A 22,265-nucleotide genomic window follows, 5' to 3' on the forward strand; every position below is an offset into this window, starting at 1 on the left:
CAAGCTGACTCTGCCGGAGGCCGTCAGAGAGCGTTGATGCGGATGTGGCGGAACGAGATCCTCCCAGAGTGGGCCTGCAGACCGACGTAGCTGGGGACGGCAGGGGTGCTCGGCAGGCCGCGGGCCAGGTCGGGATTGGTCCAGCTGGTGGTCTGCTGGCCGTTGAGGACCACGGTGTAGGTCTGGTCGCGGACCTGGATCTCGTAGTCGTTCCATTCCCCGACCGGTCGGGCGGGAACGGGGGTGTACTGCTGGTTGCCGACGCCGTAGATGGCGCCGGTGCCGTGGATACCGGCGCCGTCCGGGCGAGCGAGATCGTCGATCTGGGCTTCGAAGCCGAAGTGGACAGGCACCCAGGCGGTGTTGACGTAGCCCTTACTGTCCGGGTCGGGGAAGCGTACGAACACCCCGGAATTGTCGTCGGGGCGGGTCAGCCGGTACTGCAATCTGAGAGAGAAGTCGGCGGGGGTGGGACGCACGCACCACAGCAGGCCAAGGTCGTTACCGGGCGCGGCTTGCAGCGCGCCGTCGACGATGAGGAACCTGCCGGCGCCGGCCATACGCCACGAGCTCAGATCAGTGCCGTCGAAGAGCACCTGGTGGCCGTCGGGGGCCTGGAAGCGCCTGTCGAGGGTGAGGTGCTCGGCGAGCCGGCGGGCGAGCGCAACGCCGGTGAGCATGGGGTTGGGTGAACCAAGCCGGGGGAAAAGGGCGGGGCCGGCAACGTAGGCGTTGTTGGTGCCGTGAATTCGGCAGTCGGGATCGGTCACCGATGTGGTCGAGTCACCACCCAGCCGCAGCGTTCCGCCCTCGTGGTGCGTGGTGCCGAGCTTGTCGCGGTGCGCGTCGGCAGGCACCACCGTGGCGGGCGGCTGCCCGGCCGCAACCGGCCGCCACACCTGCCGGTCCTTGACCCGGCCATCCAGGACTTCATAGGCGTGGGTGCCGGCGAAGGCGAGAGCGGCGGCGTCGGCGCAAGCGTCCATATCCCCCCACAGCCCATCGTCAGCGGCGGTGGCAGACAGCTCGACCAGAGCGCGGCGCACACCGTACTCATCTTGTTCCGTATCGAGCAGGACGCGGTTGGCGGGGTTGTCCGGATCCATCTCGCCGATGCCGCGCAGGGTCAGCACGACATGCGTATCGCTGGCGGTCTTGAACCGGTGGAAGAGGTCGACATCGGGGAGCTTCTTGAACAGCTCCGCCTCGGAGTCGGCACCGCGCGCGCCCAGCCCGGCGGCTGTGATCTGCAGGTGGAAGAACCGGTCCCGGCCGTCTGCTCCTTCCGAACGGCCCTTGAGGAACAGCGCCGCGGCCATCAGCTCCTGTTCGGCAATGGGGCCGAGCGCCTCGCGCGGAATACGGATGGTGAGGTTGGAGCGCAGGTGGGCCATCAGCCCGCTGCCGATCGGCCCGGTGCCGGGCATGCCGCCGAATGCGTCCAGCGCGAGACGGGTGCTTTCGATGGTGCCCAGCGCGATGACCACCGCGCCGTGGCTCGGCACCGGGATGTGCCCCTGGCTGGTCTGGACGCCGATGACGTCGCTACCGCGGGTCTCCAGCCGCAGCACATGACACTCGGGGACGATCATCAGCCGCTTGTCCGCGTCGTTGCCCGCCGACTCCGCCCAAGCGGTCCTGGCCGCCTGGATCATCAGCGGAACCGCGCTGTACTTGTTGTTCGGGAAGAACCCCGGCCGGGTGCGGGTCTGCACCGCAAGGGGGGCCTCCAGCTTCAGCTCGTCCGTGAGTTCCTTGTCGGTACGTCCTTGAACGTCTGCTGAGCTCAGGCCCAGCAGGTGGGCGAGCTGTGCCTTCGTTGCCGCGCCGTTCGGGAGGGCTGGGTGATTGGGGAGTCCGCCAAGTGCCGCTGCGCCGGGAAGAGGCGGCTGCTGACCCACTGCGTCATACAGCCGGCGCCGCAGCGCGTTCTGCAACGCGCCGAAGATGAAGTCATTGGTCTGGTCGACCCCGATTTGTTCGCTCGCCGCCGCGAACTGGCCACCGTTCAGGTCATCCACGACCGGCTTCGGCCAGACAGTCGCCGACAGCTCCGCGGGCAGCGGCTGCGGCGCCCAGCCGCCCCAGTACAGGGAACGGCCGCCCACGCAGTACGCCAGGCCGGTGAATGGCACCGGGGAGTGCCAGGGAAGCCCCCACACCTCGTTGCGGGGTACCCCCGCCTGCCCCTGCTGGCGCAGTTGGGCGATGCTGGTCGGGCCGGGCACGCCCAGCCCGAGCACCGGCAGATTCTGCACGTGCTCCGGCAGCACGAAAGGCCCGCCCTCCAGCACCAGGACCCGGCGGGTGCGGGAGGCGTCCCGGTTGAACAGGTGCGCGGCCACCACCGCTCCGAAGCTCCCGCCGCCGACCACGATCACGTCGAACGGACGGGCACCGGGGTGTGCCTGGGCATCGGTGCTGGCGAGCGCCTCGTCCAGGCTGTTGCACACATACCGGCCCAGCACGTCTCGAGAGAAGTCAGTCACTTGCGTAGCGGTAGCCATCAAAGCCCCTTCTCGTCCATTCGGAGCCGGAATCGGCAGGGACATCGTGCTCTTACTCCGCGCATGCGAGCAATCCGCTTAAGTGGCGATTTCCGGAGGTTCTGATGGTGATGCCCTTGTAGGCGCGGCGCCGTAGACGAGCCGAAGTCCGGCAGACCGGTCGCAGCCCAACGGGTGAACCGGCGGGCGGCAGCACCGAGAGTGATCACTCTGCAAAGGCCGGCCAGGTGCACCGAGAGCGTGCCGCCGGGTGCCGCCCCGACAGTGGAGATGGAACCGGATCCCGGCGACCGGTGTACGAGCTCAGACGCTTGCGATATGCCGGTGCCGCGAGTGAATTCGTAGACAACCGAGTCAAAACTACTCGCTTGCAGAACCAGCCGGCCGGGCCGTTTTCAGTTCGGGCCGCTTCAGGCCCAGCCCCCTCGTCTGCTCCCGCTTGCGTACCGATGCCGGAGGCGAGCAGCCCCGCGAAGGTGATCTTGCTCTCCGGCACCTCAAGACGACCACACAGCACCCGCCGGAACACCCCCAGAACGGGCACACGAGACGGGCGCTGTACCTCTCGCCTGCGCACAGGCGGCTGACTAGCAAGATCCACCGGACGTGTCCGGTCGCCCTTCTGGTGACGTCGTAGGCCTCTCCAACATCACGTTGTGCTCCGGCTCTTCGCACCGCAGGACTGTGGGCCCAGACCGCGCATCCACGACCGAGTCAGCGCCCGGCAGGTTGCCGCAGGCCGTCAACTCCTCGACGAATTCGATGAGATACGCACTACATACCGGAAGGCGCGATGAGACAGACCCGCACGGGCTGCGTATCGCCTCACAACAGAACAGCGAAGCCCGATCCGCGCAGCCCAGCCCCCCGTCACAAACCCCCTGCAACCGCCACCCAACATTCTTGGTACGTATCCACACAGGAAGGACATTGCTGGTCTGTCCGAGACACGACATCCACGGACGTTGATTGAGGAGAGTGCCAGTGGGATTCAACGACACCGAACCTCAGCGAACTCACGGTCCAGGTCCTGATATTGCCCAAGAGATACGGGACTCGTTTCAGGCCGTGCTGGACGCCCTGGACGCCGCACGCGCCGACCTCTACAAGTTCGACGAGCAGGAGGGCTGGACCGAGTGCCCGCCGCTGTCCTGGCGTCAACGCAGCGAACCGGCCAGGGACGCCGGCTCCACTCATCCGATCCCGTCCCTGCCCTCGCCCCAGACTCCGCCCCCACCCCTACGGACACAGCCGACGAGGCGTGGGCCCGAGTACCTGGATCTTGAGCCTCCGCACGCCATCTCGCCGCCAGTCGGGGAGCCGCCCCGTACCGGTGGCCTACGCCAGGTCGATGCTCCGCAGGACGTGGTGGTGGAGCCGCTTTGGTTGCGCGGCACGCATCTGGAGCCTGTACTGCCCCCGAGGGTGGGAAAGCCACCGATGGCGAGTGGCGCAGGCCCAGCGCACGCCACGCCGCCGGTGACCTTCCTGCCCCCGGCTCCCCCGCAGGAGGGCGCGCTCCGCGGGACCGGCCCACGCACGGACGCCACTCGGTCGGCTACCCCCCACCGCCCGGCCCCGCCCTCGGATCAACTCATCACCCCGCCCTCGAAGGCATCACCGTCACCCGTCCGCACGCACGCGAGGAACAACCGTCGGGGATGGCGGCCCTCCATCGACCGGCTGGACACTCGTCTCGCCGGAGCCTTAGGGGGCATCGCCGTGAGCGGATTGATCCTCGCCTCTGCGCTGCTGGTCAACGACAACCCCGCACCTGCGGTCCCCGCCCCGCCCTCCGGGCAACTGGAACGACCACTGCCCGACAATCCGGCTCCCACGCTCCCCGAGATCCCAGGCACGGGGGTGCTGCGCCAAGGCGACAGCGGCCATGGCGTGTACGAGTTGCAGGTGCGTCTGCTCCAGATCCCGAACATCTACGAGGGCGGCGCGATCAGTGGCCGATACGACATGGCGGTCCGGGAAGCCGTGGCCAGATTCCAGAAGCGGTACAGCATCCGCGGCGACGAGACCGGCATGTACGGCGACCACACTCGCCTCGCCCTTATGCTGCGAACCAAATAATCAGCGGCAACCATGCGAGGAACCCTCGGCCGACGAGAACACGTCGGTCAGATTCGGTCCTCGCCACTCAACAGCCAAACGGGACCAAATCGGGCAGGCCAAACGGGCCACTCGACCAAGGCAGACCGGGGCCAAAGCATGCAGCGCCGACTCGGGCAGCCGCAACCGGTCCCAAGACCGTGTCCAGCGCCCATGCGTGCCGAGGCTACGGTTAAGCGCCGTGGACACGTACAGCTTCACGGTCACGGCTGTGCTCAAAAGCAGGTCGGCGCATGATCCGCGACATGGACGTGCCCCCGGCGAGCGACGCGGTCACATCACCCGCGGCGCCCGCGCCGGCGATCGCCGTGCAGTGCTCGTCGAACTGACCCCCACCGGCCGCCTGACTGCCAACACGATCCAGAAGACCCTGACCGACCTGGAGCACCGTGCGTTCTGCGGGCGCTGACAGAGGTGTCCGCATGCCCCAGACCAGCCCCGACCCACACGGTCGTGGGGTAAGGCTCGCCGAGGCCGTCGCCCCGTGGATCGCGCTGCATCGGATGCGAGCGAGACGACGCATGTACCACGATCGTTCCATGAGGTCACATCGTCGGGCGTGGCGGGTGACGCGCGTTCGGCGACAGCGGAGAAGGGCGATCTCATTCTGGATGTGTGCGGAAGCCGTCACCGAATGGCTGATGAAGTACCCGGGCGCCCGATGTGAGGGGCTGACCGTGGCACTGCCCGGACGGAACGGGCGTGGGGCGGGCCAGACCTTCCAGCCCCCAGACGGAACGAGAAAGGGACCAGCGACATGACGCAGACGCCGAAGCAGGGCGGGTATGCGGCCGAGTACCGGCGCAGTCTGGAGGATACGGAAGGCTTCTGGCTGGACGCCGCCCGTGCCATCGACTGGGCCGTCGCGCCGACCCGCGCCCTCGACGAGTCACAAGCCCCGCTGTACCGGTGGTTCCCCGACGGGCAATTGAACACCTGCCACAACGCACTGGACCGCCATGTCGACGCCGGGCGCGGCGAGCAACTCGCACTGACATACGACAGTCCGGTCACCGGCCGCAAGGCGTCGTTCACCTATCGAGAGTTGCGTGACCAGGTCGCGCAGTTCGCCGGAGTGCTGGCCGGGCTCGGTGTGGCCAAAGGCGACCGCGTCGCGATCTATATGCCGATGATTCCCGAGGCGGTCGTCGCCATGCTGGCCTGTGCCCGCATCGGCGCCGTCCACTCGGTCGTCTTCGGCGGATTCGCCGCGCATGAGCTGGCCGTGCGCATCGACGACGCCCGCCCCAAAGTCGTCATCGCCGCATCGTGCGGCATCGAACCGACCCGCGTCGTGCCGTACAAGCCCCTGCTGGACGCCGCCCTCGCCCTGGCCGAGCACCAGCCGGAGCACTGCATCATCCGCCAGCGGCCGCAATCCACGGCAGACCTGACCGACCGTGACCTCGACTGGGACCAGGCCATGGCGACTGCCAAGCCGGTGGACTGCGTCCCCGTGGCCGCCACCGACCCGCTCTACATCCTCTACACCTCCGGCACCACCGGCCGCCCCAAAGGCGTCGTGCGCGACAACGGCGGCCACGCGGTCGCGCTGCGCTGGTCCCTGGAGAACATCTACGACACCCACCCCGGCGAAGTCTTCTGGGCGGCCTCCGACGTCGGCTGGGTCGTCGGCCACTCCTACATCGTCTACGCCCCCCTGCTCACCGGCTGCACCACCGTGCTCTACGAAGGCAAGCCCGTCGGCACCCCGGACGCCGGTGCGCTGTGGCGGGTGATCGCCGAACACCGCGTAACGGCACTGTTCACCGCGCCCACCGCAATCCGCGCAGTGAAGAAGGAGGACCCACACGGAGCACTTCTCCACGCCCACGACATCGGATCGCTGCGCCACCTGTTCCTGGCCGGCGAGCGCCTGGACCCGGAGACCTACCGCTGGGCGACCGACCTGCTCGGTGTGCCGGTGGTCGACAACTGGTGGCAGACCGAGACCGGATGGCCGATCGTCGCCAATCCCATGGGCCTTGAGCCGCACCCGATCAAGGCCGGCTCACCCACGATGCCGATGCCCGGCTACGACGTGCACATCCTCGACCAAGCGGGCCGCGAAGCGCCCCCCGGCACCGACGGCGCGGTGGCCATCCGGCTGCCGCTGCCGCCCGGAACGCTGCCCACGCTGTGGCACGACGACGAGAGGTATGTGCGCTCGTACCTGTCCGCCTACAGCGGCTACTACCTCACCGGCGACGGCGGACGCAAGGACGAGGACGGCTACATCTACATCATGGGCCGCATCGACGACGTGATCAACGTCGCCGGGCACCGGCTGTCCACCGGCGCGATGGAGGAAGTGCTCGCCGCCCACCCGGATGTCGCCGAGTGCGCAGTCGTCGGCGTGGCCGACACGCTCAAGGGACAGGTGCCGCGCGGATTCGTCGTCCTCAAGACCGGCCTCGACCGCGATGTGCGTGAAATCGCCGCGGACCTCGTCACCGCCGTAAGGGAGACGATCGGCCCCGTGGCGGCGCTGCGCCAGGTCGACGTGGTCGCCGCGCTGCCCAAGACGCGATCGGGAAAGATCCTGCGCCGCACCATGCGCGACATCGCCGACGGCCGCGACCCCGAACTCCCTTCCACCATCGAAGATCCCACGGTGCTCGAGACCCTGCGCCCGGTACTCCGCGACGACGTCTAGGGCGTTGCTGATGGCTCTTGCTGGGCAGCACGGTGCGGGTGCCGCACCCGCGCCGCGCTGTTCAGCATGTACGTCGGCCCGGTGTCGGCGCTCGCGCCGATCGTGCCGGGGTGGCGGTCGAGGCGAGTCCGATGGCCACCGACGAGATCAGGCCCAGCGCAGAGCTCTTGGGCCTTGTCGCCCACCGCGGAAAGGCGGGACCGGGGGCCCGGGGTTCGCCTGACGGTGCGCCCGTGGGGCGTTCCTGCCGCTTCTCATCCGCCCCAGAGCGTGACGTACACCGGCGGCCGGAACTGGGAGGGCGGGACGCCCGCACCGGGCGCGCGCATGATGCGGGTCGCTGCGGGGGTGTGCAGGAAGTGCAGGAACCCGTCGGTGGCCGGGGAACGGTGCTCGGGCTGCAGGACGGTGGCGTGCCATGTGGCGTCCGACGGTGTGGCTGGGGTCTCCAGTATGCGCAGCTCGTCACGCCGGATGCGGGGCGACACCAGATGGGCCAACGCTGGTGCCACCCCCGCGCCCTCGGCGGCGGCCGCCCAGGTCGCGGCCTGGTTGGGGAACACCCGCACGTGCCCCTCGGCCACACCGAGCCGGCGCAGCAGCCGCCCGGAGTCCGCGTCCGGATCGGTTCCGGAGGAATCGACCAGCCACGACCACTGCGGCGGCGGACCGGGCGGCCGCGGCGACCTGGCGCCGGTCACCACGACCAGCTGGGTGCGGAACAGCGGCTCGCTGACCGGTTCGCCCCCGCGGACGGCGCCAAGATACGGCCCGAGCGCGACGTCGGCCAGCCGGTTCTCCACCAGCACGCGTATCTCGTTGCCGGCGGCCACCCCGAACGAGGTCTCGGTCCTGCGCCCCGAGCGGCCGTCGAAGGCCTCCACGAGCGACGGGAGCACGAACTCGGCCAGCGTGCTCGTGGCGACGACCCGCAGCTCGTCGGGCGCACCCCGCGCCGCCCGCACTGCCGCCTCGGCATCCGCGCTCAGCGCGACCATCCGCGACGCAACCGGCAGCAGCCGCGCCCCCGCGGGCGTCAGACGCATCCCACCGCCGCCGGTGCGCCGGATGAGCGGATCGCCGAAGTGGGTGCGCAGCGCGGTGAGCGCCTGCGACACCGCAGACTCGCTCACGTCCAGAGTCCGCGCGGCGGCACCCACCGAACCGAGCCGGGCGACCAGCACGAAGGTGCTGAGCTGCGTGACGGTCATTATCCGATTCTCCCCCGTTTAGAGGGATAAGTGAATGCTTATCGACCCATTGCATGGCCGGTGAGGAAGAGCGCAGCATCACTGCACAACGGGTAGAGCATTCCAGGAGGGCCCGATGCAGGTACCAGCTGCCTTCCAGTACGAGACGGCCACCAGCCTCGAGCAGGCGATCGAGCTGCTCACGCGGTACGGCCCCGAGGCCCGGGTGGTGGCGGGCGGACACAGCCTGCTGCCGATGATGAAGCTGCGTCTGGCCCAGCCCGAAGCCCTGATCGATATCAACGGCCTCGGCGAGCTTGCGTTGATCCGGGTGGACGGGCACGAACTGTCAGTCGGAGCGATGGTCCGCCACGCGGAGCTGCTCGCCTCGCCGGTCGTCGGCGAGCACTTCCCCATCCTGCGGGACGCGGAACTGGTCATCGCCGATCCGCTCGTACGCAACCGCGGCACCGTGGGCGGCTCGCTGTGCCAGGCCGATCCGTCGGAGGACCTGTCCGCGGCGTTCTCGGCACTGCGGGCGACCCTTGTCGCCCAAGGCCCCGGCGGCAGGCGCACCATCGGGATCAGGGAGTTCTTCCTCGGGCCGTACGAGACCGCGCTGGACGAAGCGGAGCTTCTGGTGGAAATCCGAGTGCCCATCCGTTCGCACGCCAGCGCCTACCGCAAGGTCGAGCGCCGGGTCGGCGACTGGGCGGTCGTCGCCGCAGGAGCGGTGCTGGAGATCTCCGACGGGGTCATCACCCAGGCCGGGATCGGGCTGACCGCAGTGGGTGCCCCACAGTTCGTGGCCGAGCGGGCCGAGGACTTCCTGCGCGGCGGACGGCCGGACGACGAGGGCTTCGCCGAGGCGGGCCGGATCGCCTCGCAGGAGTGCAGGCCGACGGCCGACCAGCGCGGCCCGGTCGACTACAAGCGGCATCTGGTCGGGGAGCTCACCGCGCGGGCGCTGCGCGCCGCGGCCGCCCGCGCCCAGGGGCAGGAGGCGTGACATGCGGATCACCGTGACCGTGAACGGCGAGCAGCACACGAGGGACGTGGAGCCCAGGCTGCTGCTCGTGCACTTCCTGCGCGACGAACTCGGGCTCACCGGCACCCACTGGGGCTGCGACACCTCCAACTGCGGGGTGTGCGCCGTCTGGCTGGACGGGACACCGGTGAAGTCCTGCACCGTGCTCGCGGTGATGGCCGACGGCCATGAGGTGCGGACCGTCGAGGGCTTGGCGCACGGGGCCGAACTCGACCCGGTGCAGCAGGGATTCGTCGCCTGCCACGGGCTGCAGTGCGGCTTCTGCACGCCGGGGATGATGATGACCGCCCGCTGGCTGCTCGACCACAACGCGGATCCGTCCGAGGACGACATCCGCAAGGCCATCTCCGGACAAGTGTGCCGCTGCACCGGTTACGAGAACATCGTGCGCTCCATCCGCTGGGCCGCCGAGCACGACGGCGGGGCGCGGACCGCCGATACGGGCACCGAGCAGGCGCCCGGCCGCGAGGAGGTGCGGGCATGACGACCACCGAGGAACGGCCGGTCGGCTTCGGACGGATGACCCGCAAGGAGGACGCGAGGTTCGTCCGCGGCCACGGAACCTACGTCGACGATGTCCGGCTGCCCGGGATGCTGCACGGCGCCGTCCTGCGCAGCCCGCTGGCGCACGCCCGGATCGTGTCCGTCGACACCAGCGCCGCCGAGGCGCACCCGAAGGTCAAGGCCGTGATCACCGGGGAGACCCTGGCCGGTCTCGGGCTGGCCTGGATGCCCACGCTCTCGCACGACACTCAGGCGGTGCTGGCCACCGACAAGGTGCGCTTCCAGGGCCAGGAGGTCGCCTTCGTCGTAGCCGAGGACCATTACGCCGCCCGGGACGCCCTTGAACTGATCGACGTGGAATACGAACCGCTGCCGCCGGTCGCGGACGCCCGCCGGGCGCTCGCCCCGGACGCGCCGGTGATCCGCGACGACAAGGAACAGCAGACCGACAACCACATCTTCGACTGGTCGGCGGGCGACAAGGAGCGCACCGACGAGGCATTCTCAGCCGCCGACGTCGTGGTGGAGCAGGACATGCTGTACCCGCGGGTGCACCCGGCGCCGCTGGAGACCTGCGGCACCGTGGCGGACATGGACGCCATCACCGGGAAGCTGACGGTGTGGTCCACCACCCAGGCCCCGCACGCACACCGCACGCTCTACGCAATGGTGTCCGGCATCCCGGAGCACAAAATCCGGATCATCTCCCCGGACATCGGGGGCGGCTTCGGCAACAAGGTCGGCATCTACCCCGGTTACGTGTGCGCGGTCGTCGGTTCGATCGTCACCGGCAAGCCGGTCAAGTGGGTGGAGGACCGCTCGGAGAACCTGATGAGTACCTCCTTCGCCCGCGACTACCACATGCACGGGGAGATCGCGGCGACGAAGGACGGGAAGATCCAGGCCCTGCGGGTCCATGTGATCGCCGACCACGGCGCCTTCAACTCAACCGCGCAACCGTCCAACTTCCCCGCCGGCTTCTTCGGCGTCTTCACCGGCTCGTACGACCTGGCCGCCGCGCACTGCACCGTGACGGGCGTCTACACCAACAAGGCGCCCGGCGGTGTCGCCTACGCCTGCTCGTTCCGCGTCACCGAGGCCGTGTACCTGGTCGAGCGGATGGTCGACCTGCTCGCGGCCGAGCTCGGCGAGGACCCGGCCGAGCTGCGGATGCGCAACCTGCTGCGACCAGGCCAGTTCCCGTACCGGACGCAGACCGGGTGGGAGTACGACTCCGGCGACTACCCGCGAGCCCTGCGGCTGGCGATGGACATGGCGCACTACGAGGACCTGCGCAGGGAGCAGGCCGAGAAGCGCGAGCGCGGCGAGCTGATGGGAGTCGGGGTCAGCTTCTTCACCGAGGCCGTCGGCGCCGGCCCGCGCAAGCACATGGACATCCTCGGGCTGGGCATGGCCGACGGTGCCGAACTGCGCGTTCACCCGACCGGCAAGGCGGTGCTGCGGATCTCCGTGCAGACCCAGGGCCAGGGCCACGAGACGACCTTCGCGCAGATCGTCGCCGAGGAGCTGGGCATCCCGCCGGACGACGTCGAGGTGGTGCACGGCGACACCGACCAGACCCCGTTCGGGCTCGGTACCTACGGCTCCCGTTCGACACCGGTGTCCGGAGGAGCGGCGGCGATGGTCTCCCGCAAGGTGCGCGAGCGCGCGAGGCTCGTGGCCTCGGCGATGCTCGAAGTGAACCCGGACGACCTGGAATGGGAGAAGGGCCGCTGGTTCGTCACAGGAGACCCCGACCAGGGAAGGAGCATGGCCGAGATCGCCCTCGCGGCGCACTCCAACCTGGAGCTGCCCGAGGGTGTCGAGGGCCAGTTGGACGCGACCTGCGTCTACAACCCGCCGAACCTCACCTTCCCGTTCGGCGCATACATCTGCGTCACCGACGTGGACGCGGACACCGGCCAGGTGAAGGTCCGCCGGTTCATCGCCGTGGACGACTGCGGCATCCGGATCAACCCCATGATCGTCGAGGGTCAGGTGCACGGCGGACTCGCCGACGGCCTCGGCATGGCGCTGATGCAGGTGATCGCCTTCGACGAGGACGGCAACTGCCTCGGCGGGTCGTTCATGGACTATCTCCTGCCCACCTCGGTCGAGTGCCCGTCCTGGGAGCTCGGCGAGACCGTCACCCCCTCCCCGCACCACCCCATCGGAGCCAAGGGCGTCGGCGAGTCCGCCACGGTGGGCTCGCCCGCCGCGGTGGTCAACGCCGTGATCGACGCGCTGAAACCGCTCGGCGTACGCCATGTCGACATGCCGCTGACGCCCGCCGCGGTGTGGCGGGCCGCCCAGGGCCGGCCGCTGCGCACCGACCTGGCGATCACCTGAGGCCACCGCGATGACGAACACGGAACTGCTGGCCCGCGCGGACGTGCTCCGGCACGGCCGGACCCCGTTCGTCCTGGCCACCGTCGTCCACGCGGAACGGCCCACGAGCGCCAAGCCCGGGGACAGCGCGCTGGTGCTGCCCGACGGCACCGTCGAGGGCTTCGTGGGCGGCACATGCGCCGAGACGACGGTGCAACTGCAGGGCCTGCGGCTGCTGGAGACCGGCGAGTCGCTGCTGCTGAGGATCACGCCCGCCGCGGACACCGGGGCCGAAAGCGCGCAGGAGCCGGGCGAAGGCCTGGTCACGGTGGCCAATCCCTGCCTGTCGGGTGGGACGCTCGACATCTTCCTGGAGGCCAACCTCCCCCCGGCGCTGGCGTACGTCCACGGACACGCCCCCATCGCCCGCGCTCTGCTCGACGTCGGTCGTGCGCTCGGCCTCGACGCCCGACCGGCCTCGCCCGGGGAGCCGCTGCCGCCCGATCTGGACGTCATCGTCATCGCCACGCACGGCCGCGACGAGGAGACCGTGCTGATCGAGGCCGCACGCGCCGGGATCCCGTACATCGGGCTGGTGGCCAGTCCGAAGCGCGGCGCGGCGGTGCTCGCCGGGCTGGGTCTCACCGAGGAACAACGCGCGCACGTCCACACCCCGGCCGGCCTGGACATCGGCGCGCGGACCCCGGGAGAGATCGCGCTGTCGGTGTACGCCGAGATCATCGCATTGCGGCCGCAGACGGCCCGAGCCGTGCGCCCCGGAGCCGACTCCGCCGCGCCGCGGGCCGTGGTCCAGGACGTGGATCCCGTGTGCGGCATGACCGTGGCGATCACGCCCGCCACCCTCTCACTGGACCGGGCCGGCAGCAGGGTGTACTTCTGCGGGCCGGGGTGCCAGCACGCCTTCGCCGACAACCCCTCCCGTTACGCGCATGCCTGACCTCGACCCCCTCGTACCCGACGTCCCCGCCCTGCGCTCGCGTCTGGACGCCGTCGGCTACCTGGCCGACGACGCCCTGGCCACGGCGCTGCTGCTGGCCGTGCGCATGCGGCGGCCGATCCTGCTGGAGGGCGAGCCCGGTGTCGGCAAGACCGAGGCGGCCCGCGCGCTCGCCGCCGTGCTCGACACCCCGCTGATCCGGCTGCAGTGCTACGAGGGACTGTCCTCGGCCGAGGCCCTCTATGAGTGGAACTATCCACGGCAACTGCTGGCCATCCGGCTGGCCGAGTCCCGCGGGAAGCCCCTGCGGGACGCCGACCTGTTCGCCGAGGACTACCTGCTGCCACGGCCGCTGCTCGCCGCGATCTGCCACCCGGGACCGCGGCCGGCGGTGCTGCTCATCGACGAGGTGGACCGCGCCGACGACGAATTCGAGGCCTTTCTGCTGGAGCTGCTCGCCGATGCCGCGGTCACCATCCCCGAACTGGGCACCCGGACGGCTGCGGTGCCGCCGGTGGCCGTACTGACCTCCAACCGCACCCGGGATCTGCACGACGCGCTCAAACGCCGCTGCCTCTACCACTGGATCGACTACCCGGACACCGCACGAGTCGCCGCGATCATCCGCAGACGGGTGCCGGAGTCGGCCGAGTGGCTGGCCGCGCGCGTGGCGCGCGGGGTGGCGCGCCTGCGTGCTCGGCAGGAGCTCACCAAGCCGCCCGGCATCGCCGAGGCGATCGACTGGGCGGGCGCGCTGCACGCGCTGGGGCTCTCCGTTCTCGACGCCGACGCCGCCGACCGCACCCTGGGGGCGGTACTCAAGTACGCCGAGGACCTGGAGGCCGTGCGCCGGGCCGGACTGGCGGAGCTGGTCGACGCGGAGGCAGGCTCCGATGCCTGACATGCCAGAACTGGCAGCCTCGTTCACCGCCGCCCTGCACGACGCAGGGATCGCGGTGGGCCCCGACCGTACCCGGAGCTTCGCTCGGGCGCTCACCCTGCTGGAACCGTCGACGACGCGCGAGCTGCGGCACTGCGCGCTCGCCACCCTGGTGTCCGACCGCGAGCAGATCGAGCCGTTCGACGCGGTCTTCCGCGAGGTCTTCGGCGGCCCGGCCGACCGCGGAGCACAGCGCGGGCAGCCCGGCGACCCGGCCCGATCGCTCCCGGACGCCGTTCCCGGCCGCGTCCCCGGCTCCCGGAAGGCCACCGCGGACGGACGCGGCCGGGAGGCCGACACACCGCCGCGGGAGGCTCCCGTACCCCTCGCCGCCAGTCCGCTCGACCGTCTCGCCAACCGCGACTTCGCGGACCTGTCCGCCGAGGAACTGGCCCGGCTCTCCGAGGTGATGCGCACCATTGTGCTTCGCACCCCGACCCGGCTGTCCCGCCGGCGCCGCACCGCGCACCACGGTGCGCGCATCGACGTGCGCCGCACCCTCTCCGTCAGCCGGCGCACCGGCGGATACCCGCTGCGGCTACGCCGCTTCGTGCCCCGCGCCCGCCCCCGCGACCTCATCGTGCTCTGCGACATCTCCGGATCGATGGAGCCCTATGCCCGCGCGATGCTGCAACTGCTCTACTGTGCCGTCCGCGCCGCCCACGCCGAGGTCTTCACCTTCGCCACCCGGCTCACACGCCTCACGCCGGCCCTCCGGCGGGCCGGGCCGGACGACGCCCTGGCACGGGCCGGACGGGCGGCCCCGGACTGGTCCGGGGGCACCCGGATAGCGGAGTGCCTGGCGGAGTTCAACGAGCGGTTCGGCCGGCGCGGCATGGCGCACGGCGCCGTGGTCGCCATCATCTCCGACGGCTGGGACACCGGCGCGCCCGCCGACCTCGCCACCCACATGGCGCGGCTGTCCCGGGTCGCCTACCGCGTCGTATGGGTCAACCCGCGCACGGCAAGCCCGCGCTACCGTCCGCTCGTGGCCGGCATGGCTGCAGCACTGCCCTACTGCGACGCCGTCGTCAGCGCCCACAACCTCGCGGCCCTGGACGACTTCACCGCCGCACTGTCCGCCCCGCGCCACCGCCGATGACCCTGCCCGTCCTCCGGCCATACCGTGCTGCCGCGCCAGCTCGTAGCCCTGGGCAATGGCTGTGTCGCGGGCCCCCGCATCGAGTCGAGCAGCCCCATCGAACCGCGGATCGTTCCTTCAGCGATGAACTTGACGTCGGGCGCCAGTCCGCTCACAGCTTCCCTTGGCCGGGTCGCCGACCGGGACCACGCCCTCAGCACTTGGCCGCGCAGCCGCGATCCGACAACACGTCCTGGAGATGCCCGCCCCGATTGTGACGGAAGGTCGGCTATCGGGTCAGGGCTGGTCGGGCCTGTTCCGCCATCTCCAGCGCCAGAGCCCCCCCGGCCGGTGATCGTGCTCGAAGCCGGGGCCGAGCGGTCCCACGCGTTCGTACGCCTCCTCGGTCCGCGGATCGTCCCGCCGGGCGAGGCCGTAGGCGCCCTCCAGGCGCAGCTGTTGGTCGTCCTCGTCGAGCAGTGCCGCGAACGCGTCTGTGACGGCGGGCGTATGGTCGCGGGGTGCGGACAGGGCAGCCGCGGCGGAGGCCCGTACGGCGGTGTCCAGGTCCCGGATCAGGACGAGCAGCGCCTGCGTGATTTCAGGACTGAGGTCGCGCGCCGTGCCGAGCACGGTGCACACCGCGCTGCGTACCGCGGAGTCTGGGTCGCGCGCGAGGGTGAGCAGTGAGGCGGTGGCCGCGGGGGTGGGGGAGGAGCCGTACGTGTGGAAGCAGTAGGGCACTTCACGGCGCACGCGAGGGTCCGGGTGCTCGGCGTGGCGGAGCCCGACGGCCTCCTGGCCGGGGTGTTCGTCGCCGTTGTAGACGTCGAGAACCTTGGCGAGCACCTCACTGTCCGTCTCTTGGACTGCCCAAGCAGCGAGAAGTTGGCTCTCCTCGTTCGTGTACGAGTGGAGGCCGGCGCTCTCGGAGATCGCCCTGGTCCACAGGAAGCAGGTCACGAATCGGCGGTGGGCGGGCGCCGGGTGGTGACGGAAGGCCACCACGGCCGACCAGGTTTCCTTGCTGCGGCGCTGGCTGAGAACGAAGCAGGACGCGGACCAGTCCACATGGTCCTCGTCGGGGTACCGGACGGCGCGGGCCATCAGTTCGTCGACCGGTGCCAGGATGCGAAAGGCCCACTCCAGCAAGGTGAGAATGGCGCCGTGCCCTGCCCGTACGGTGAGCCCGCCGAGGGAGACCTGATCGACATGGTTGTACTCGTCATCTTGGACCAGGAACGTTTCGGCTGGCCCTGACGCTCCGGTCCTGCGGCGCAACTCCTCGGTCGCGCCCATCTCGTACCATTTCCTGGCCAAGGCGAGGAGCCGTTCCCGTGCGGCTTGCGGGAGCCGCAGCCGCGGCTCGATGCCCAGAACCGCCGTGACCATCGCCGGAGAGCCGAGATCGACGGCCCGCAGCAGCGGTGTCATCCCGTCCGGCAGCAGCTGGTCCTGGTCCGCGCCGCCCTCCACCAGCACCTCGGCGACCACTTCGTCGTACGCCGTCACGGCCGCGCACAGCACCGGGAGTCCGTCCTCACCGGCCGCGTCGGGATCCGCGCCCTCTTCCAGCAGCGCGCGCACCATGTCGGCGTTCCGTGCCCGTACCGCCGATACGAGTCTGGTGTCCCGGCTCTCTTTGTGACTGCCGTACCCCGGCGATCCCATCCGTCCCCCTCGTCAACGCGCGTCCGCCGCTGTCATCGCCGACTTACACGAGTGGCCTGGTGAGCCGCCCGCCCCCGGATCGAAACCCTGGTCCTGCATTTGCCCCGTACGCAACAGGGAGTCCCCGCTGAGATTGATCTCGGTGGGGCCCGCCTACAGCGCGGGGCCTCGAGCCGGCGGGGGACGGTGCCCGCAGCGGCTACACCGACCGCCCGCCCTTCTAGCCGCTTCCGGGAGCCGCTCAAAGCCAAACAGGCGCCAGGGCTGACCTTGTCCCCTGACTTGTCCCCTGGGGCTCCATGTGCCGCCAAAAGCCACTACAAGGCCGCCAGCCCCAAGCGAGCAGCACGAAAAAACCGCAGGTCAGAACGTTTCTCCTGACCTGCGACGCAGTGGGGCGGGTGGGACTCGAACCCACGGCCGACGGATTATGAGTCCTTTGGGGATCTTGGCGCCCCTTGTCGATCTACGCCGATCCACGACGTTTTCGCAGGTCAGAGGAGGCGAGCCATGTCGGTACTAGTTCGCCTTTGTCGGTCTGTTCCTGTCCTTGTGTCCTGACCGCGTCCTGACCACGTCCCGGTTGGACAGAATCGAAGGGCACGAGAGCGACCGCGCCAGCTCGGGAATCGGACTCATTCATCAAGCTGGCTCCTCATGGCCTCTCGTGCCGCCTTGCGGCCAACGCCGCCCCCACCGCCGACTTCAGGTCGCGCCGTGCAGCAAATTCGGCAAGGATTCGATCAGCCATGGGGCCTTCGGTTGGCAGCTCGCCAGGCCGGGCGGGCGGCCGCGGGGGCGTCGCCAGCCTTGGGAGCGTCTAACCCTGCAGCATTGTGAGCGGCGGCGCAGTCTCTCCAGCCATCGACCGGTCACTGACGGTGCAACCCTGATCGCTGAAGGCGGATGCACTCGCCACAGCAAGAACAGTTGCGTCTATTTCCGGCCTCAACGCGCAGAAAGTTTTCCAGTGCGTCCAGGAGCGGGACATCGAGCTGTGCTCGTCACCGTGCGGCGAGCCAGCGAGGAATCAAAGGTCAATCCCGCATTTAGAGCGTCGGCCTGGCTAGCGAGACCGCGCGACACACGGCAGAGGTGGCACCAGCAAGCGCCCTCGATGGGCGTGTGACACGGGACACGCCTTGTCGCCTCGCGTGGCTCTAGGTGACACTCAATGGCGCAAATGCCGCATATGACTAGAAGGACGGCGCACTGCGTGGCCCTCCGTAGCAGCAATCGCTCCTGCGGCGCCGATGGCTGGTCTAGACCCCTTGGGGATGGCACTAGCGCCTCCTAGGCTCTCTTCTGATCGTGAGAGAGCGCACGCGGACTGGGGGGCTGGGAAGTCCGGGCAACCTTCAACGGCCTCTTGCCGATCCGGTCAAGATCATTCGCTTGCACTTGGTGCATCCATGAGGGGGACTTACATGCTGGCCATTGCCAGATCCACCGCTCGCTTAGCGGTGGCCGCCACCGGCGTCGCTGCTCTGACTGTCGCTGCGCCGCAGGCGTCCGCCGCTGAGGATCCCAACAGCACCGACGTAAAGATGTCCGTCGAGGCCTCCAAGGAGACTCGCGAGTTCGCCGCGGCCAACCCGGGGGAAGTCGCGGCTGCAGCGAACGCGTGTGGCACGGGGTACACATTGAACAGAGCCATACCGCTGCCGGTGGGTACTGACCCCAGACTGCGCCTTGCAACTGTGTTCACCTACAACAGTCAGGCAGGCGGGTGCCTCATCTTCGACAACAACACGGGCAGAGCCCAGAGTATGACGGCGAAGGTTTGCGACGGGTACCCGGGCACCAAGTGCGACACCGACACTGGCACGTTCAGCCAGTACGCCGGCCCCGTCTACACCAAGTACCCCGTGTGCGCCACTGTCACCGCAAAGATGTCGAACTTCATCAACTACACCTCCCAATATGCCTTCTCGTGCAACTAGGCGGCGGCCCGCGCCGCGCCGTCGGACTGTCGCCTGGGGCGGAGCCCTGGTGCTGACAGCGGCGATAACAGCTGGAACAGTCGTTGTTCTCACCGGAGGGGACCGGAGGAGCGACGGTACCGCCGATGGCCCGCCCGGTTCATTTGCGCCCAGTGGGCCCCCGTCTGTCGGTCGATCGACAGAGCCAGCGGCAGGGGCGGAGTCGCATTCGAAGTCTGCCGAGGCGACACCTGCCCCCAAACCGTCGTCGTCTCAGCCTGCGGCGCAGGATCGCATCAGAGCCGAGATCGACGCGCGGCAGGCAGCAGCTGCCAGCGGCGACCCCATCACGCGCAGCACACCGACCGGCACGGCTCAAGGCAGTGAGGAGTTCGGACAGCCGGTCCTTGTGAGCCGCGATGTCACGGTCTTCAAGCCCCGTCGTGACAGGGGATCGCTGACGGTGCCGCTGAGCATCACCAACAGCGGCAAGAAGCGAGCCTCCTACCAAGTCGAGGTACGCATCACCGGGCCGGGCGGATTCGACGCGACGGTAAGAGTCGACACCGGCGCGGTCGCCCTCTACCCCGGCACGTCGTGGCCCACTGAACTCACCGTGAAGGATCCCGGCAAGCCCCTGCCGGACAACCCGGTCGTGTCGATCGTGAAGAACAACAAGCGAGAGCTGCAGAGCTGACCAGCAGCAGGCGGCCCCCGCAAGTTCCTGCAGGGGCCGTCTGCGCTGATCCACTGCCCGGCTACGGCCGTGAACTTCCTCAAGGCGAACCCCGACCGGGACGCCGAGGCAGACGTGGCTGTGGAAGGCCCTCGCCCCGGGCGACGTGCTGATCTCCGGCAACTTCCGCACCATGCACGCGCGGACGCCTTCACGCCGCGCTGGGACGGCAGGGACCGGTGGCTGCATCGCGTGTGCACTCGCACCGACTCCTACGGCCAACTCCTGCCCGGTGAGGAGCGAGCGGGCGACGTCGCGGCCTTCATGCCCCGCCTATAAGACCCGGCATTCCCTCAGAAGTAGATCCGCACGCGCATGAGCAGGCAAAGAAAGAGGACCTTTCGTGGCTGATGAAATGATTAAACGGGCACAGCGATTCGTGAACTCCGTCTACGGTAGTCGCATCGGAATGACGGTGGAGGAGGACGGTCAGACAGGCTGGAACACCATGTACGCCCTCACCCGTGCTCTCCAGTACGAGTTGGGCATCACGTCTCTCTCCAACAGTTTCGGTCCCACGACGCTGTCCACGCTGAACTCGAAGTACCCGCAGCTGTACGAGACCACCATTCCTTCTGAGGACTTCTGCCGCATCATTCAGTCCGCGATGTACTGCAAGGGTTACGACGGGGGTGATATCGACGGTGTCTACAGCATTCGCGTCAAGCAGGCGATGCTCAAACTGAAATCGGACATGGGGGTTGACGCGTCCAACAGCGTCCTGATACCGAAAGTCTTCAAGGGCCTGTTGAACATGGACGCCTACGTCACCGTCAACTCCGGCTCCGAGGCGATCCGTAGTGTGCAGAGGTGGCTCAACGGCCGCTACGTGAACCGCGGGGACTTCTTCGTCATCCCGTGCGACGGTCACAACTCCCGGGACGTGTCGAAGTCCATGCTCTTCGCGGTCCAGTACGAATTAGGGATGGCGGACGGAGTCGCGAACGGTGTGTTCGGTCCCGGCACTCAGTCGGGTCTGAAGTCGCACACGGTGTCCTCAGGGTCCACAGGCACCTGGGTGTCCCTGTTCTCGGCGGGGATGATTCTCAACCAGCGGTCCGTGGCCTTCTCTAGCTCCTTCGGCTCCTCACTCGCCGACGCGGTACGTGCCTTCCAGTCGTTCGCCAAGCTTCCCGTGACGGGCAGTGGTGACTTCCAGACTTGGGCATCCCTCCTTGCCTCCTACGGCGACCAGTCCCGCAAGGGCGCGGCGTGCGACGGGGTCACGAAGATAACCCCGGCTCGCGCGGCGGCGCTGAAGACGGAGGGCATCACTTATGTCGGCCGCTACCTCACCAACCCGAGCACGACGTCGCTGCCCGAGAAGGCGATCCAGCCGGGGGAACTCCAGACGATCGCCGACAACGGCCTTCGCTGCTACCCCATCTACCAGACCTTTGGCCGTGACGCCGCCGGCTTCAACTACGCCGCCGGGCGAGCGGCCGGGTACGCGGCGGTCAACGCGGCCGTGGACCACGGCTTCAAGAACGGGACGCGGATCTTCTTCGCCGTCGACTTCGACGCCCTCGACCACGAAGTCACCTCTAACGTCCTACCCCACTTCAAGGGGATCGAGGACTCGATGGCGGACACCGGAAATGCATACCTGGTTGGAGTGTACGGTCCACGCAACGTTTGCACTCGTGTCGGCGAGGCAGGCCATTCCACAGCCTCTTTCGTCTCCGACATGTCCTCCGGCTTCTCCGGCAACTACGGCTACCCGCTGCCCGCCGACTGGGCCTACGACCAGATCGTCACCCGTACCGTCGGCTCCGGCGACGGCAAGATCGAGATCGACAACAACATCGCCTCCGGCCGCGACATCGGGCAGAACTCGTTCAACAAGCCGCGCGGTACCGTCCCCGACGTCCGGTTCGACGGCGGCTTCCTCAACGCCCTTCACGATGACCTCGGTAGATTCATGCGGTCCATCGGTTACGCGGACGACGGCGGCACCGGCGCCGACGCGAAGCTCTTCACCCACACGCAGTGCTTCGAAACGATCATGTCCTTCGACACCCTGATCACTCAGTTGTCGAACAGATACAGCATGCGCAAAGCACTGATCCAGACGAACGCGTACTGGGAGATGCGCCACTACGACCTCATCGACCAGGCTGTGGATCACCAAGTTGCCTCGTACCACCTCAATGGCGTTGGCGCGGTTAAAGACTCTTCCACGGGTATCGCGCAGATCAGTGGGCGGGTCGGAATCATCGCCTGGAACCACTGCATCAACAAGGGCTTCGCGTCCGGCACTGTCCTCGACCCCAACAAGGACTCGGACATCTGGACCATGTGGCAAAAGGTGAACAAGGACAACGCGTTCAGCGTGCAGACGGTTTCGCTGCTTCACCTCTGGGGCGTGGACGGCAAGCCAGGGGGCGACAACCCTCCGGATGGGGAAACCATCCTGCGCTCCATGCGCCTGGACTACACCGAAAAGGAGATCTTCGAGCTCGTGCGCCGCTATCAGGGCTGGGGCAAACTCCCGAACGGCGAAAGGGTGGAAGAGCACGCGACGAAGCGCATGACCCTCTACCAGATCTTCGAGAAATACAACGGCATTGTGCGGAACCCTTGAGTGCCCCGATGGCATCCGG

The 22,265-nt window shown here is 68.7% G+C and carries 15 protein-coding genes and 1 pseudogene; 13 read left to right on the forward strand and 3 right to left on the reverse strand.

Features of this window, described 5'->3' with window-relative positions; genetic code table 11:
• Window positions 1-23 precede the first annotated feature (23 nt).
• The gene (locus SLUN_RS12405; protein WP_218929494.1) at window positions 24-2,489 is read right to left on the reverse strand and encodes a 3-keto-alpha-glucoside-1,2-lyase-like domain-containing protein; all 2,466 of its coding nucleotides are present in this window, start codon (window positions 2,487-2,489) and stop codon (window positions 24-26) included.
• Window positions 2,490-4,229: 1,740 nt separating this feature from the next.
• Here SLUN_RS12405 and SLUN_RS39425 point away from each other — a divergent pair.
• From SLUN_RS39425 to SLUN_RS12420, 3 genes are all read left to right on the forward strand, one after another.
• A complete protein-coding gene (locus SLUN_RS39425) occupies window positions 4,230-4,589 on the forward strand; it encodes a peptidoglycan-binding domain-containing protein (RefSeq protein ID WP_159100235.1) in 360 nt (119 codons plus the stop codon).
• Window positions 4,590-4,809: 220 nt separating this feature from the next.
• On the forward strand, window positions 4,810-5,037 hold the full coding sequence (locus SLUN_RS40310) for a winged helix DNA-binding protein (protein ID WP_175313691.1): 228 nt from the start codon (window positions 4,810-4,812) through the stop codon (window positions 5,035-5,037).
• A 348-nt stretch (window positions 5,038-5,385) separates the two neighbouring features.
• Window positions 5,386-7,284: a propionyl-CoA synthetase gene (locus tag SLUN_RS12420; protein WP_108148548.1), complete on the forward strand. Its 1,899-nt coding sequence runs from the start codon at window positions 5,386-5,388 to the stop codon at window positions 7,282-7,284.
• A gap of 254 nt (window positions 7,285-7,538) precedes the next feature.
• Here the strand turns inward: SLUN_RS12420 and SLUN_RS12425 are convergent, their stop codons facing one another.
• Window positions 7,539-8,495, reverse strand: a complete 957-nt coding sequence (locus SLUN_RS12425; protein ID WP_108148549.1) for a LysR family transcriptional regulator — start codon at window positions 8,493-8,495, stop codon at window positions 7,539-7,541.
• Between the two features lie 115 nt (window positions 8,496-8,610).
• Here SLUN_RS12425 and SLUN_RS12430 point away from each other — a divergent pair, with 115 nt between their 5' ends.
• The 6 genes from SLUN_RS12430 to SLUN_RS12455 are packed head-to-tail and all read left to right on the forward strand — an operon-like array spanning window position 8,611 to window position 15,354.
• Window positions 8,611-9,483, forward strand: a complete 873-nt coding sequence (locus SLUN_RS12430) for an FAD binding domain-containing protein (protein WP_108148550.1) — start codon at window positions 8,611-8,613, stop codon at window positions 9,481-9,483.
• Between the two features lies 1 nt (window position 9,484).
• Window positions 9,485-10,006, forward strand: coding sequence for a (2Fe-2S)-binding protein (locus SLUN_RS12435; RefSeq protein WP_108148551.1), 522 nt, complete (start codon window positions 9,485-9,487; stop codon window positions 10,004-10,006).
• Window positions 10,003-12,375 carry an aerobic carbon-monoxide dehydrogenase large subunit gene (locus SLUN_RS12440; RefSeq protein ID WP_108148552.1) on the forward strand — a complete coding sequence of 791 codons (2,373 nt, stop codon included), beginning with the start codon at window positions 10,003-10,005 and terminating at the stop codon, window positions 12,373-12,375. The genes SLUN_RS12435 and SLUN_RS12440 overlap by 4 nt, the downstream gene beginning before the upstream one ends.
• Window positions 12,376-12,385: 10 nt before the next feature.
• Complete coding sequence (locus SLUN_RS12445; protein ID WP_108148553.1) at window positions 12,386-13,312, forward strand: XdhC family protein; 927 nt, start codon at window positions 12,386-12,388, stop codon at window positions 13,310-13,312.
• Window positions 13,305-14,213, forward strand: coding sequence for an AAA family ATPase (locus SLUN_RS12450; RefSeq protein WP_108148554.1), 909 nt, complete (start codon window positions 13,305-13,307; stop codon window positions 14,211-14,213). The genes SLUN_RS12445 and SLUN_RS12450 overlap by 8 nt, the downstream gene beginning before the upstream one ends.
• Window position 14,214: 1 nt before the next feature.
• Window positions 14,215-15,354 (forward strand): vWA domain-containing protein, encoded by a 1,140-nt coding sequence (locus tag SLUN_RS12455; protein WP_217505544.1) that lies wholly within the window; start codon window positions 14,215-14,217, stop codon window positions 15,352-15,354.
• 276 nt (window positions 15,355-15,630) lie between these two features.
• Here SLUN_RS12455 and SLUN_RS12460 read toward each other — a convergent pair whose 3' ends face one another.
• Window positions 15,631-17,004 carry an ankyrin repeat domain-containing protein gene (locus SLUN_RS12460; protein ID WP_108148556.1) on the reverse strand — a complete coding sequence of 458 codons (1,374 nt, stop codon included), beginning with the start codon at window positions 17,002-17,004 and terminating at the stop codon, window positions 15,631-15,633.
• 1,427 nt (window positions 17,005-18,431) lie between these two features.
• Between SLUN_RS12460 and SLUN_RS12465 the strand changes: the two genes are divergently transcribed.
• The 4 genes and pseudogenes from SLUN_RS12465 to SLUN_RS12480 all read left to right on the forward strand — a co-directional run bounded on the left by SLUN_RS12465 (window position 18,432) and on the right by SLUN_RS12480 (window position 22,246).
• Window positions 18,432-18,947 carry a hypothetical protein gene (locus SLUN_RS12465; RefSeq protein WP_108148557.1) on the forward strand — a complete coding sequence of 172 codons (516 nt, stop codon included), beginning with the start codon at window positions 18,432-18,434 and terminating at the stop codon, window positions 18,945-18,947.
• Between the two features lie 388 nt (window positions 18,948-19,335).
• A complete protein-coding gene (locus SLUN_RS12470) occupies window positions 19,336-19,623 on the forward strand; it encodes a hypothetical protein (protein ID WP_108148558.1) in 288 nt (95 codons plus the stop codon).
• 130 nt (window positions 19,624-19,753) lie between these two features.
• Window positions 19,754-19,941: pseudogene (locus SLUN_RS41110) on the forward strand (clavaminate synthase Cs1); the annotation flags it as partial.
• 64 nt (window positions 19,942-20,005) lie between these two features.
• Entirely contained in the window at window positions 20,006-22,246 is a 2,241-nt protein-coding gene (locus tag SLUN_RS12480) for a glycoside hydrolase domain-containing protein (RefSeq protein WP_108148559.1), read from the forward strand.
• Window positions 22,247-22,265: the final 19 nt, after the last annotated feature.

Source organism: Streptomyces lunaelactis, from assembly GCF_003054555.1.
Lineage (GTDB): Bacteria > Actinomycetota > Actinomycetes > Streptomycetales > Streptomycetaceae > Streptomyces > Streptomyces lunaelactis.